Source organism: Pseudolysinimonas sp. (assembly GCF_039912695.1).
Taxonomy (GTDB): Bacteria; Actinomycetota; Actinomycetes; order Actinomycetales; family Microbacteriaceae; genus Pseudolysinimonas_A.
Genome location: NZ_JBDSPJ010000022.1, coordinates 93,495 through 107,550, shown reverse-complemented (window position 1 = coordinate 107,550; position 14,056 = coordinate 93,495). Strand labels below are relative to the sequence as shown.

The following is a 14,056-nucleotide window of genomic DNA, read 5'->3' as shown; positions in this document are numbered from 1 at the left end:
GGGAAAGCATTGCGGGGAAAAATCCCGCCTATGACAACCCTGCCTCTCGATTTGGTTCGAATCTTCTCGAATTAGAGGGCAAGAATCTCGATTCTTTCCCTATGGTTGATTTTGTGAAGGATCTCGCGATGCTGGGGCAACGGATGCGGTTCTTCCGCACCGAGGCCGGTCTCACCCTCCAGCAACTGGGAAGCGCGGTCGGTATCGCGGGCAGCCAGTTGTCCCTGATGGAGAACGGACATCGGGAGCCTCGGCTCTCGCTACTCGAAGCGATCGCCGGGCGGCTCGGCATCCAGCTCGCCCAGTTGCTCGACGCGAGTGCTCCCACGGAACGCGCCGGACTCGAAATCGAGTTGGAGCGCGCCCAGGCCAGCCCGGTGTACGCGCAGCTCGGCATCCCGGCCGTACGTGCGAGCAAGGGGATGCCGGATGAGACTCTCCGAGCGCTCGTCGGCCTGCACCGTGAGCTCTCTCGCCGGTCCCTCGAAGCGATCGCGACCCCCGAGGAAGCCCGCCGCGCCAACACGGAGCTGCGGGCCCGAATGCGCGAACGCGACAACCACATCCCCGAGATTGAGGATCTGGTCGAAGACACTCTGCGCGGTGTCGGTCACGCCGGCGGCGCCCTCACTCACCGGTCGGTCGGACGAATCGCCGAAAAGCTCGGGTTCGAACTGGTCTACGTCGGCGACCTCCCACATTCCGCACGTTCGGTCACCGATCTCGAGAACGGCCGCATCTACCTGCCGCCGGCATCGATCCCCGGGGGCCACGGACTGCGTTCGATGGCGCTTCAGGCGATCGCCCACCGGCTGCTCGGCCACCAAGCTCCGCTCGACTACGCCGGGTTCCTGCAGCAGCGTCTCGAGATCAACTACTTCGCGGCCGCATGCCTGATGCCCCAGACCCAGTCACTGCAGTTTCTGCGTCAAGCCAAAGACGACCGGGACATCGCTCTCGAAGACTTTCGGGATGCCTTCGGCGTCACCCACGAGGCCGCGGCGCTGCGCTTCACCAACCTCGCGACCGCTCACCTCGGGATGCGCACGCACTTCCTCAGAGTCGGAGGCGACGGCGCCATCGCGAAAGCCTACGAAAATGACGGGCTCCCGCTGCCTACCGACGTCACCGGATCGGTCGAAGGTGAGATCGTCTGCCGGTACTGGAGCGCTCGCCGGGCGTTCGTGCGTACCAACCGCACGACCGAGTTCTACCAGTACACCGATACCCCGAGCGGCACCTTCTTCGAGTCCACCCAGATCGGCACGAGCGCCGCGAACGACGAGTTCTCGATCAGCATCGGGGTGCCGTTCGACGATGCGAAATGGTTCCGCGGACGCGAGACCCAGCGCCGGGAGCAGTCACGGTGCCCCGATGCGTCCTGCTGCCGCCGCCCCCCGGCCGACCTGGCCGCGCACTGGTCGGGCAAGTCCTGGTCGAGCGCCAAGGTGCACGCGCACATCTTTTCGCCGCTGCCATCCGGAACCTTCCCGGGTGTCGATGACCGTGAGCTCTACGAGTTCCTGGAGAGTCACGCCTCGAGTTAGACGGTCTCTGCTGCTTTTCTCCCGGCTTCGATCAGCCAGTGGTGTGGGTCGGCCATGGCGGCTTCCGCTGATCCGGCGAGAACCGAGAGGGAGATGGATGCCACCAGCAGCCCGTCCAGCGACGGCGGCTCGGTCGTGAAACGGCCTGCAATCGCGATCACACCGGTGCTGTTGCGCTGCGCGAGTTCGAATGCGTGGCCGACGACCTTGCCCTGAGTCGAGGTCTGATCGAATGCTCCTTCGCCGGTCATCAGCACGTCAGCACAGCCGAGTTGCCGATCCAACCCGGTCAGCGTCCCGATCTCTGGGGCGCCGGGGTGGATCGTGGCCTGCCAGGCGGCGAGAAACCCGAATGCCGTGCCTCCGGCCGCACCCGCACCCGGGCTGGCCGGATCGGCGTCGAAGGTCGCTGCGAAGCGAGTGAGCCGATCCTCGAGTTCGGCGATCTGGGAGAGCGTCGCGCCTTTCTGCGGTCCGAACGTCGCGGCCGCACCGGTAGGTCCGAGCAGAGGTGCCGTGACATCGGTCAGCAGGCGCACCCCGCCGGCCGGTGGGCGGTAGCCGGCGAGAGCATCCAGAGCACCTGCCCCGCCATCCGTAGATGCCGACCCACCCAACGCGATGATCAGGGCGGTCGAGCCGGCATCCAAGGCGGCCGCGATCGTCTCGCCCATCCCGCGGGTGGTCGCGCCGATGGGGTCGAGACGTTCCATGAGCGCGATGCCCGACGATCGCGCCAATTCGACGACCGCGGTGCCGTCGGGCAGTTCGAGCCATTCGCCGGCAACCGGTCGGCCGTCGGGACCGGTGACCTGGCCCGCCGAACGGAACGTTGTGCCGGGCACCGAGGCAGCGATCGCGTCGAGGGTGCCTTCGCCGCCGTCGGCCTGAGGCAGGAGCACCAGGTCGTCGTCGGCGCGTACCGATCTCCAGCCTTCGCCGATCGCCTCGGCTACCGCTCGAGCATCCAGAGAACCCTTGAACGAATCCGGTGCGACGACGATCCGCATTGGCGAACTCCCGACAATCTGAGGTGCCCCCGACACGATTCGAACGTGCGACCTCTTCCTCCGGAGGGAAGCGCTCTATCCACTGAGCTACGGGGGCGCAGCGCCACCTAGGTTAGCAGTATGACTTCAGCCCAGCCCCGGCGAGAGGTGGGGTCGAGACTGGTTCTCGAGGTCGACGACCCGACCTCATTCGTGCTTGCGGCATCCGTCGCGCAAGGAGTTCCGACGACCGAGGAGTCGCTTCGGGTCTGGCTCGGCGATCAACCGATCCAGGTGCGGGAGATCGATGACGAGCACGGCACGCGCATGCGGCTCTTTGAGACCGGCCCCGGACTTCTGACCATCGAGTACGCCGCGACGGTCATCGGTCGCGCGTCTCGGCCGGGGGTCGACGACCTCGATCTGGTCACCTACCTGCGCCCGAGCCGCTACGTGCAGTCCGACAGCCTGACCGACCGCGCCCGCGATCTGTTCGGCGGCACATCAGGGGTCGAGCGCGTTCTCGCCGTCGAGCAGTGGGTGCACGACAACCTTTCGTACACGCCCGCGATGAGCTTTCCGACCGGCGGAGCGCTCGAAACGCTCGACCTCGGCGCCGGTGTGTGTCGCGATTTCGCGCATGTCACCGCGGCGTTCCTACGGGGGCTCGACGTTCCGGCCCGCATGGTGTCGGTGTATGCGCCGGGGCTCGAACCTCGCGATTTCCACGCCGTGGTTGAGGCCTACGCCGACAACCGGTGGATTGCTGTCGACGCGACCCGGCTCGCTCCGCGACGCAGCCTCGTGCGGATCGCAACCGGGCGGGATGCCACCGACACCGCGTTTCTCACCAACACGCTCGCCGACGTGCGGCTGATCACTCTCGAGGTGCGAGCAACGAGCGACGAAGACCTGACCGATGATCCGAGTGAGATCGTCGAACTGTCCTGATTTTTAGGGGAGGGCCGCGAGCGCCGAATCGATGATGTCGGAGGGTTCACCGGGTTCGGCGAAGGTGACCGACGTCGCGACCAGCCAGTAGTTGCCCTGGAAGACGATCGCGGTTCCGACGCCACCCTCGACAGAGAAGTACGCCTCGTCGCCGTAGGTCGGCACGGGCGTGCTCGTCGCGGAGGCATCGTTCTTCAGGGCGTCGATCCGATTGTCGGAAAGGCTCGCGACCGAGACGTCCATCGTGCCGCCACCCGATTCCAGCACCCAGCGGCAGGCAACTCCGCCGGCTGCCACCGCATCGGCGGCGGCGCTCCCGGCATCCGGCGTCCAGCTGCCGAGCAGCGCGAGGTTCGGATCGAACGCGTAGACCGCGTCGGGGTCGACGAGATCCGCACAGGCGACGTCGATCGGCGTGAGCTGATCGGGCGTCGCGCTCGGCGTGGGGGTAGCCGTTGGGGTCGGGGTGGGCCTCGGGGTACTGGCTGGCGTGGTGGCGGTCGGGGTCGGGATGCACCCCGCCAACACAACGGCGACAGCCACTGCGAGCAGCGCAGCACTCGCCGTGCGAATTGAAATCGTGGATGCGACAGCCATGCCTCCATCATCCCCCGGCTACGATCGAGCGTTGTGACCCCTGCCGAACTCACAGCCACACTTCTCGAGCTGACGCGCTCGGCGGCGGGCGACCGCGCGGTGGAGATCTCTGACGATGACGTGACCCTCGAACGCCCCCGCAATCGGGATCACGGCGACTGGGCCTCCAACGTCGCTCTCAAGCTCGGCAAGCGTCTCGGCATCGATTCACGCGCCTTCGCGGCCGACCTGGCGACGAGACTTGCCGCCACCGACGGCATCGCTTCGACGGATGTCGCGGGCCCGGGCTTTCTCAACATCACCCTGGATGCCGCGGCGGCCGGTCTGCTCGCGAAGAGCATCGTGGATGCCGGGGATACCTACGGCCGCGGTGACCTCTATCCGGGCGTGAGAATCAACCTCGAGTTCGTCTCGGCGAACCCGACCGGTCCGGTTCACCTCGGCAGCACTCGGTGGGCCGCCGTCGGTGACAGCCTCGCGCGCATCTTCATAGCGCAGGGCGCCGACGTCACGCGCGAGTACTACTTCAACGACCACGGCACGCAGATCGACCGCTTTGCACGCAGCCTTGTCGCCGCGCACCTCGGTGAGGCCGCGCCCGACGACGGCTACGGCGGGGACTACATCCTCGACATCGCGGCGCGCGTCGAGGAGGTCTACTCCGGCGACCTCAGCTCACTTCCGAGCGACGAATTGCTCGAGGTCTTTCGCTCGGTCGGGGTCGAGCTGATGTTCGGCGATATCAAGGCCAGCCTCCACGAATTCGGCGTCGACTTCGACGTGTACTTCCACGAGGACTCGCTGCATGAGTCAGGTGCCGTCCAGCACGCCGTCGATCGGTTGCGGGAACTGGGCCACATCTTCGAAGCCGATGGAGCGACCTGGCTGCGCACGACGGAGTTCGGCGACGACAAAGATCGCGTCGTCATCAAGAGCGACGGCGAAGGTGCCTACATCTCGGGCGACCTGGCGTATTACCTCAACAAGCGTGAGCGCGGCTTCGAGCGCAACCTGATCATGCTCGGCGCCGACCATCACGGCTACGTCAAACGGCTGATGGCCATGACGGCGGCATTCGGTGACGAACCGTACGTCAACCTCGAGATTCTGATCGGCCAGTTGGTCAACCTGGTGCGCGACGGCGAAGCTGTGCGCATGTCGAAGCGAGCCGGCACCGTCGTCACGATGGAAGACCTCGTGGATGCTGTCGGCATCGACGCCGCCCGGTATTCGCTCGTGCGGTCCTCGGCTGACTCGATGCTTGACATCGACCTCGACCTGCTCACCAAGAAGACCAACGACAATCCGGTGTTCTACGTGCAGTACGCGCAGGCTCGAACCGGAGCGGTCGCGCGCAACGCCGCGGATGCCGGAGTCACCCAGGACGAGTTCGACGCGAGCCTGCTGAGCCACGAGACGGAGAGCATCCTGCTCGGGGCGCTCGCCGAGTTCCCCCGCATCGTGCGCCAGGCGGCCGAACTGCGCGAACCGCACCGGGTCGCCCGCTACCTCGAAGAACTCGCCGGCGCCTACCACCGCTGGTATGACGCGTGCCGCATCATCCCGCAGGGCGACGACCCGATCTCGACTTTGCACCGCACCCGGCTCTGGCTCAACGCCGCGACCGGGCAGGTGCTGCGTAACGGTCTGGCGCTTCTCGGGGTCAGCGCTCCGGAGCGAATGTGAGCGGCGAACTGGTCGCTGTGCCGCCGACGCAGCCCGCGCCGGCCGCGACCACGGTTGTCGAGGCGCGCCCGCCGATGAAGAAGCGCAATCGCGCGTTGATCGTCGTGCTGATCATTGTCGCGATCCTCGCCGTGCTGACGGTCATCGCTTTTCTGATCGGCGAGAACTTCGCCAAGGACTATGCAAAGAACTACATCCGCACCCAAGTTATTCACGTGCTGGGGCTGCCCGCGGACGCGAAAGTGGATGTCGACCTCCACGACGGCTCGATCATCCTGCAGGCGATCTCGGGTCACGTGAATGACGTCGATGTGAGCGTTCCCGAGCTGGCTTTCGGCCCTCTCACGGGGTCTGCGACGCTGCACGCCGAAAACGTGCCCCTCGACGCGAATGCTCCGGTCGGCGTTCTGAGAGTCGAATTCGCGGCGAGTGAGACGGACCTGGCGAAGATCGCCGGCAACCTCAGCGGCCTCCAGCTCGACTCGATCAAGCTCAACGAACCCAACATCGTGATCGCTTCGTCGTTCACTATTTTCGGCATCCCGGTTCCGCTCGGGGTCAGCATCCTGCCGTCGGCTGCCGATGGCCAACTGGTCTTCACGCCCGACGTCGTGACGGTGGCCGACCAGCAGTTCGCGGTGAAGGACGTGCTCGCCAACCCGCTGTTCGGCGGTTTTGCGGGCGACCTTCTGAAGCAGACGTCGATCTGCGTCGCGGGAAACCTGCCGAAAGCACTCGCGCTGAGCAGCGTCGACGTCGAAGGGCCGCACCTGGTACTCAGATTCACCGCCGACGGCGCGGCACTCGGCGGCACCGAGCTCAGCACGATGGGCATCTGTGGCAACTAGCGCCTCGTTCTCGACTCTGATCCCGATCGTCATCGTCGTCGTCGTCGTGCTGATGGTCGTGCTCGCCGTGGCCGGGTGGCGCGAGCGCGCGAACAGCCTCAAGAAGGTTGACCTGTCGGATGGCGGCATCGCCTTCTCTACCGCGATCACCGAGTCGGTGCTCAGGTACCTTCGCCGGATCGACCCGGCAGTGCCGAAGCTCTCGTTCTTCGTCGAGACATTCCTCAAGCGTCACTACCTGGTGTGGGTCGCGGATGCCGAGTCGATCACGGTCTGGCGATCGGGACGGGAACCACTGCAGGTAATCCGCGTGCTGCCGAGCTGGCTGAAGAAGGCGGAACGCGTTCAGGGCATCGCAGGCGGTCCGCACCTGGATCTGACCTTCGTCGACCCGAACGGGTCCCTCATGGTGATCACCATGATCCCGGTCGCCTACCGGGGATCGAAAGTCGGCGGCGGCGACGTGATGACGCGCGTCGCACGTTCGCTGACCGCGCTGATCTCCGGCAGCCCGTGAATCGGTAGGCTGATCTCGGCTTCAGGGATCAATCCGGGTCCGCTCGCCTCACTTATCCGTATTCCTTCGTGAGGTCTGTCGTGTCTGCCAACCCGCTCGCACCCGAGTGGCTCGTCCACCCGGATGACGCCAACGCGCTCACGCCCGCCGTCTGGCCGCCTTCTGCCGACCGGGATGGCGCTGGTGCGATCACCGTCGCGGGCGCGTCGCTGACGGCGCTGGCATCCGAATTCGGGACCCCGCTGTACGTGGTCGACGAGCAGGATGTGCGCACCCGCGCGGAGACCATCAAGACGCTTTTCAACGAAGCCTTCGCCGCGCTCGGGTCGCGGGTCGACGTGTACTACGCGGGCAAAGCGTTCCTCTGCACAGCCGTCGCGAAGTGGGTCGTCGAAGCCGGCCTGCACATCGACGTCGCCAGCGGGGGAGAACTCGCGGTCGCCCTGGCGGCAGGGGTCGACCCCGCGCTGCTGGGATTCCACGGCAACAACAAGAGCCTCGCCGAGATCGATCGTTCGGTCGGACTCGGCGTGGGCGCGATCGTTCTCGACAGCGTCGTCGAGGTCGATCGCGTGTCGGCCGCCGCCGAGAAACACGGTCGCGTTCAGGCCGTGCGGCTGCGCATCAACTCGGGAGTGCACGCGAGTACCCACGAGTACCTGGCGACTGCCCGCGAAGACCAGAAGTTCGGCATCCCGCTCGCTGACGCCCCCGCGGTGGTCGCGCAGATTCGCGCGTCGAAGAACCTCAGGTTTCTCGGGCTGCATTCACACATCGGGTCGCAGATCTTCGAATCTGCCGGGTTCGCCGAGGCCGCCCGCCGCCTCCTCGCGGTGCACGCCGAACTCCTGAAAGACGGCGAGGTTCCCGAACTCAACCTGGGCGGCGGATTCGGCATCGCCTACACGAGCGCCGACGTTGTCACCCCGATCGCGAGCATCGCCGCCGACTTCGCGCGCGTCGTGTCCGAACAGTGCGCCGAACTCGGCATCCCGATCCCGATCATCGCGATCGAACCGGGCCGGGCGATCGTCGGCCACTCAACCGTCACCGTCTACGAGGTGGGCACGATCAAAGATGTGCGCGTCGATGACTCCATCCGCAAGTACGTGTCGATCGACGGCGGGATGAGTGACAACATCCGCCCCGCCCTGTACGGCGCGGATTACACCGTAAGGCTGGCGAACCGCCGATCGGATTCCGACCCCGCCCTGGTGCGGATCGCGGGCAAGCACTGCGAGTCGGGCGACATCGTTGTGCACGCGGACTACCTCCCGGGCGACGTCGCTCCGGGTGACCTCGTCGCCGTTCCGGCTACCGGTGCCTACTGTTGGTCGCTGGCCAGCAACTACAACTACCTCGGTCGCCCGGCCGTTGTCGCGGTGAAGGATGGCGCTGCGCGCGTCATCGTGCGTCGCGAGACCGAGGCCGACCTCCTTTCACGAGACGTTGGAGTGACCGCATGATCGAGTACCGCAATCTGCGCATCGCGCTGCTCGGCGCGGGATCGGTGGGAGCCCAAGTGGCGTCCCTGCTGATCGAGCACGGCACCGAACTGGGCGAGCGAGTAGGCGCCGGGCTGGAACTGGTCGGGATCGCCGTCCGCGACCTCAAAGCCGCCCGGACTGCCGATCTGCCCGAGCACCTCTTCACGACCGACGCCGAGTCGCTCATTCTCGGCGCCGACATCGTGATCGAACTGATCGGCGGCATCGAGCCGGCCCGCACGTACCTCGAACTCGCACTCAACTCGGGTGCCGACGTCATCACCGCGAATAAGGCGTTGCTCGCCACGCACGGCCCCGAGTTGTTCGAAATCGCCGAACAGGTCGGCGCTCAGCTCTACTACGAAGCCGCCGTCGGCGGAGCGATTCCGATCATCCGGCCGCTCCGTGACAGCCTCGCCGGTGACCGGGTGCGCCGCATCCTGGGCATCGTCAACGGCACCACCAACTACATCCTCGATCGAATGGATGTCGAAGGCGACACCCTGGAGGAGGCTCTCGCCGAGGCGCAGCGACTGGGCTACGCCGAGTCCGACCCGGCGGCGGATGTCGAAGGTTACGACGCCGCCCAGAAGGCCGCGATTCTGGCGAGTCTCGCCTTCCACACCACGGTGCCCCTCGACTCCGTGTACCGCGAAGGCATCCTCGCGATCACGTCGGAGCAGGTTGCCGCAGCCCGCCGGTCGGGTTTTGTCGTCAAACTGCTCGCGATCTGCGAGCGTCTGACCGATCCGGTGACCGGGGTCGAGGGCGTCAGCGCGCGGGTGCATCCGGCCCTCGTTCCTGACACGCATCCGCTCGCCGCGGTGCACGGTGCGAACAACGCGGTGTTCCTTGAGGCCGAAGCGGCCGGCAGCCTGATGTTCTACGGTGCCGGAGCCGGGGGAGTGCAGACCGCCTCCGCGGTGCTCGGCGATGTCGTGTCGGCTGCCCGCAGGCACGTCATCGGAGGCCCCGGGGTCGCCGAATCGACCCGAGCCGACATCCCGATCCTGCCGATCTCGAGCGTCTCGACCCGCTACCGCATCACCCTCGAGGTGGCCGACAAGCCGGGAGTGCTGGCCCGCGTCGCAACCCTGTTCAGTGAGCACGGTGTTTCCGTCGAAGCGGTGCGGCAGGATGCGCGGCCAGACGGCGCGTCGCCCACCGCTACCCTGGTGATTGGAACGCATGAGGCGACCGAGTCGGCGCTCGCGGCGACAGTTGCCGCGCTTGGGGCGACCGACGTCGTCAGCGCGGTATCCAGCGTTCTGCGTGTTGAGGGACTTTAAGTGAACTGCGAAGGACTGTGACCATGCCCGAGGCCAAGCCCACCAGTCGGCAGTGGCGTGGGGTGCTCCGCGAGTACGCCCACCGCCTCGATGTGACCGACGCGACGCCGATTGTGACTCTCGGCGAGGGTGGCACTCCGCTGATTCCGGCACCGGCCCTCTCGCACCGCACCGGCGCCGACGTCTACGTCAAGTTCGAGGGCATGAACCCGACGGGATCCTTTAAAGACCGCGGGATGACAATGGCCGTCACCAAGGCGAAGGAGCACGGCGCGCAGGCCGTCATTTGCGCGTCGACCGGCAACACGTCGGCATCCGCGGCCGCCTACGCGACCTACGCGGGACTCACCGCCGCCGTGTTGGTGCCGGACGGCAAGATCGCGATGGGCAAACTGGCGCAGGCGATCGCGCACGGCGCGCAGCTGTTGCAGGTCAACGGCAACTTCGATGATTGCCTCGACATCGCCCGTGAACTCGCAGCGCATTACCCGGTGCACCTGGTCAACTCGGTCAACAACGACCGCATCGAAGGCCAGAAGACCGCCGCCTTCGAGGTCGTCGAAGTTCTCGGCGACGCCCCCGACTTTCAGTTCATCCCGGTCGGCAACGCCGGAAACTACACCGCCTACACGCGCGGCTACTCGGAAGATCTGGCGGCCGGCAACTCCACGAAGCTGCCGCGGATGTTCGGTTTCCAAGCGTCGGGTTCGGCGCCCATTGTGCTCGGGCACGTCGTGAAAGACCCCGACACGATCGCCAGCGCCATCCGCATCGGCAACCCGGCATCGTGGGAGCTCGCGATCGCGGCCCGCGAACTCAGCAACGGCTACTTCGGCGCGATCGACGACGACAAGATTCTCGAGGCTCACCGCATCCTGTCGCGTGAGGTCGGCATCTTCGTCGAACCCGCCTCGGCGATCAGCGTCGCCGGTCTGCTCGAGCGTGCGGCCGCGGGAGAGATTCCGAAGGGTGCGACCGTCGTGCTCACCGTCACCGGCCACGGGCTCAAAGATCCGCACTGGGCCCTTCGCAACGCAGACGGCAGCGATGTCGTGCCGACCAAGGTGTCGGTCGACCCCGTCGAGATCGCCCGCGTGTTGGGGTTGACGCCCAGCTCATGATGGATCTGGCCTCATGAGTGCAGCCGCCCTGGTCGGGCGCTCGGTTTCTGTCAAGGTGCCCGCGACGACCGCCAACCTCGGCCCGGGGTTCGACACCCTCGGCCTCGCTCTGTCGTTGTACGACGAGCTTGAGTTCACCGCGCGCTCGAAGCCGGGTGCCACGATCCAGGTCGAAGGCATCGGTGTCGGCGAAGTTCCCACCGACGAGTCCAGCCTCGTGATCCGCGCCGCCGCGCACACTTTCGCTCACTTTGGCCAAGAGATGCCGGGCCTGGATGTCGTTGCGCACAACGGCATCCCGCACGGCCGCGGTCTCGGATCTTCGGGAGCCGCGATCGTCTCCGGCATCATGGCCGCGAAGGGGCTGCTTGAGGGCATCGTCGACATCGACGCCAACAGCCTGCTCGCACTCGCGACCGAACTTGAGGGCCACCCTGACAATGTCGCGCCCGCACTTTTCGGCGGGCTGACGATCGCCTGGACCACTCCGGAGGGTCCCCGGCACAAGAAACTCATCGTGCACCGCGGTGTCTCGCCGTTCGTTGCCGTGCCTCGTGAGTCGGTGATGTCGACCGCGCTGGCCCGAAGTCTGCAGCCCCAGTCGGTGCCGCACGAGGACGCGATCTTCAACGTCTCTCGGTCGGCTCTTCTGATCGCCGCGCTCATCCAGAGTCCCGAATTGCTGCTGGCCGCGACCGAAGACAAGCTGCACCAGAGCTACCGCGCAAGCGCCATGCCCGAGACGGATGCGCTGATCCGAATGCTGCGATCGAACGGTCTGGCCGCCGTGGTTTCGGGTGCGGGACCGTCGATCCTCGTCCTGGGTAGCGACCCCGCGCAGCGGCTCGTGGCCACCGACCTGGTCACCCGCAACTCCACCACGCCGTGGGATTGTCTGCTGCTCGCCGTCGATTTTAAGGGTGCTACAGTGGTCACGCGCGAAACCTCGGCCGTGGCATAAGCCCGCCGAAAGTAGCGCACATCCCACCCTCGGTCCCAAGTTTGCTCGCACGATTGTGTGCGACGAAGAACCTGTAGGACCACCCCGGGGCGTTCTAGCACCCGGGTCGAAAGGACACTCCGCCTTGACCGACGTCGACACTTCCGCGACATCCACATCCACTACATCCCCCGACGCGCATGCTGCGCTGAGTCGCCTCAAGCTCTCTGAGCTGCAGGCGCTCGCCGAAGCACGCGGAATCGCCGGCTTCAGCAAACTTCGAAAAGGAGAACTCGTGGAATCTCTGTCCGACGCGCCCCAGTCCGACGCGCCCCAGGCTGACGCTCCAGCCACTGAGGTGCCAGCCACTGAGGTCCCAGCCACAGCGGCGCCGGCACGGCGTTCGCGCCGGGCGACAGCGTCGACCGAGGAGGTCGCCGCACTCGCTGTGGAAATTCCCGTGGAGGCTCCGGCCGATAGCGGTGCGCAGCGTTCGCGCGAAGAGATCGCGGCTGAACTCGACAGTCTGTTGCCGCAGGTCACGTCGGGCAGTGAGTCCGAAGGCGAAGAGGGCACCGGACGCGGTCGTGGTCGCAGTCGCAACCGCCAGACAGCAAATGGCGGCCAGGGCCAGAACGGCCAGAACGGCCAGAACGCTCAGAACGGCCAGAACGCTCAGAACGGCCAGAACGGCCAGCCGAACCAGAACCAGCGTGGCCAGAACAACCAGCGCACGCAAAACAATCAGAACCAGAACAACCAGAACAACCAGCGCACGCAGGACAACCAAAACCAGAACGGTCAGAACGGCCCGGATGGCGAACTCGGTCCCGACGGCGAGCGCAATGGCCGCAGCCGGTACCGCGATCGCAAGCGCGGCGGCGGCCGCATCGGAACCCCCAACGACGAGCTCGAGCCCGAGATCAGTGACGACGACGTCCTGATTCCGGTGGCCGGCATCCTCGACGTTCTCGACAACTACGCGTTCGTGCGCACCAGTGGCTACCTGCCCGGTCCGAACGACGTCTACGTCTCGCTCGGCCAAGTCAAGAAGTACAACCTCCGCAAGGGGGATGCCGTTGTCGGCTCAATCCGTCAGCCGCGCGACAACGAACAGCAGGCTCGCCAGAAGTACAACGCGATCGTGAAGATCGACTCGATCAACGGTCAGACCGTTGAAGAGGCGGCGAACCGCATCGAGTTCGGCAAACTGACGCCGATCTACCCGAATGAGCGCCTTCGTCTTGAGACGACGCCTGAGAAGCTCTCGACGCGCATCATCGACCTGATCGCCCCCATTGGTAAAGGTCAGCGCGGCCTGATCGTCGCTCCGCCGAAAGCCGGCAAGACGATCATTCTGCAGGCGATCGCGAAGGCGATCTCGGTCAACAACCCCGAGGTTCACATCATGGTGGTGCTCGTCGATGAGCGCCCCGAAGAGGTCACCGACATGCAGCGCGCGGTGAAGGGTGAGGTCATCGCCTCGACCTTCGACCGTCCCGCCGAAGACCACACCACTGTCGCCGAGTTGGCGATCGAGCGCGCCAAGCGCCTCGTCGAACTCGGCAACGACGTCGTCGTGCTGCTCGACTCGATCACCCGCCTGGGCCGCGCCTACAACCTGGCCTCGCCGGCCTCGGGGCGCATTCTCTCCGGTGGTGTTGACGCGAGTGCCCTGTACCCGCCGAAGCGCTTCTTCGGTGCCGCGCGCAACCTCGAGGGTGGCGGCTCGCTGACCATCCTCGCGACCGCACTCGTCGAGACCGGCTCCAAGATGGACGAAGTGATCTTCGAAGAGTTCAAGGGCACCGGCAACTCGGAGCTTCGGCTCTCGCGTTCACTTGCCGACAAGCGCATCTTCCCGGCTGTCGACATCGTGGCATCCAGCACCCGTCGTGAAGACGAGCTGCTCACGCCCGACGAGGTGCAGATCACTTCTCGGCTGCGCCGGATGCTTGCCGGGCTTGACCAGCAGCAGCAGCTCGAGGTCGTGCTCAGCAAGCTCAAGGACACGAAGTCGAATGTCGAGTTCCTCGTGCAGATCCAGAAGTCGCTGCCGAACGGCAACGGGCACAAGGACTAGT

Annotated in this window: 12 protein-coding genes and 1 tRNA gene; 10 read left to right on the top strand and 3 right to left on the bottom strand. The window is 66.0% G+C overall.

Features of this window, described 5'->3' with window-relative positions; all coding sequences use genetic code 11:
* Positions 1-101: 101 nt before the first annotated feature.
* Entirely contained in the window at positions 102-1,547 is a 1,446-nt protein-coding gene (locus tag ABIR17_RS08760; protein ID WP_348003999.1) for a helix-turn-helix domain-containing protein, read from the top strand.
* Here the strand turns inward: ABIR17_RS08760 and ABIR17_RS08755 are convergent.
* On the bottom strand, positions 1,544-2,557 hold the full coding sequence (locus ABIR17_RS08755; RefSeq protein WP_348003998.1) for a glycerate kinase: 1,014 nt from the start codon (positions 2,555-2,557) through the stop codon (positions 1,544-1,546). The two genes, ABIR17_RS08760 and ABIR17_RS08755, sit on opposite strands and share 4 nt — an antisense overlap.
* A 24-nt stretch (positions 2,558-2,581) precedes the next feature.
* Positions 2,582-2,654: transfer RNA gene (locus ABIR17_RS08750), tRNA-Arg, on the bottom strand.
* A gap of 23 nt (positions 2,655-2,677) precedes the next feature.
* Here ABIR17_RS08750 and ABIR17_RS08745 point away from each other — a divergent pair.
* Positions 2,678-3,487, top strand: coding sequence for a transglutaminase family protein (locus ABIR17_RS08745; RefSeq protein ID WP_348003997.1), 810 nt, complete (start codon positions 2,678-2,680; stop codon positions 3,485-3,487).
* Positions 3,488-3,490: 3 nt separating this feature from the next.
* Here the strand turns inward: ABIR17_RS08745 and ABIR17_RS08740 are convergent, their stop codons facing one another.
* A complete protein-coding gene (locus tag ABIR17_RS08740; protein WP_348003996.1) occupies positions 3,491-4,084 on the bottom strand; it encodes an arginyl-tRNA synthetase in 594 nt (197 codons plus the stop codon).
* 69 nt (positions 4,085-4,153) lie between these two features.
* Here ABIR17_RS08740 and argS point away from each other — a divergent pair, with 69 nt between their 5' ends.
* The 8 genes from argS (at position 4,154) to rho (ending at position 14,055) form a co-directional block, all read left to right on the top strand.
* Entirely contained in the window at positions 4,154-5,770 is a 1,617-nt protein-coding gene (gene argS, locus ABIR17_RS08735) for an arginine--tRNA ligase (protein ID WP_348004295.1), read from the top strand.
* Complete coding sequence (locus ABIR17_RS08730) at positions 5,767-6,618, top strand: DUF2993 domain-containing protein (RefSeq protein ID WP_348003995.1); 852 nt, start codon at positions 5,767-5,769, stop codon at positions 6,616-6,618. Before argS ends, ABIR17_RS08730 begins: the two co-directional genes overlap by 4 nt.
* Positions 6,608-7,135, top strand: a complete 528-nt coding sequence (locus tag ABIR17_RS08725; RefSeq protein ID WP_348003994.1) for a hypothetical protein — start codon at positions 6,608-6,610, stop codon at positions 7,133-7,135. Before ABIR17_RS08730 ends, ABIR17_RS08725 begins: the two co-directional genes overlap by 11 nt.
* 80 nt (positions 7,136-7,215) lie before the next feature.
* Positions 7,216-8,601 (top strand): diaminopimelate decarboxylase, encoded by a 1,386-nt coding sequence (gene lysA / locus ABIR17_RS08720; protein ID WP_348003993.1) that lies wholly within the window; start codon positions 7,216-7,218, stop codon positions 8,599-8,601.
* Positions 8,598-9,911 (top strand): homoserine dehydrogenase, encoded by a 1,314-nt coding sequence (locus ABIR17_RS08715; protein WP_348003992.1) that lies wholly within the window; start codon positions 8,598-8,600, stop codon positions 9,909-9,911. Before lysA ends, ABIR17_RS08715 begins: the two co-directional genes overlap by 4 nt.
* 23 nt (positions 9,912-9,934) lie before the next feature.
* Positions 9,935-11,032 (top strand): threonine synthase, encoded by a 1,098-nt coding sequence (gene thrC / locus ABIR17_RS08710; protein WP_348003991.1) that lies wholly within the window; start codon positions 9,935-9,937, stop codon positions 11,030-11,032.
* A 13-nt stretch (positions 11,033-11,045) separates the two neighbouring features.
* The gene (gene thrB / locus ABIR17_RS08705) at positions 11,046-11,993 is read left to right on the top strand and encodes a homoserine kinase (protein ID WP_348003990.1); all 948 of its coding nucleotides are present in this window, start codon (positions 11,046-11,048) and stop codon (positions 11,991-11,993) included.
* Between the two features lie 124 nt (positions 11,994-12,117).
* Positions 12,118-14,055 (top strand): transcription termination factor Rho, encoded by a 1,938-nt coding sequence (rho, locus tag ABIR17_RS08700; RefSeq protein ID WP_348003989.1) that lies wholly within the window; start codon positions 12,118-12,120, stop codon positions 14,053-14,055.
* Position 14,056: the final 1 nt, after the last annotated feature.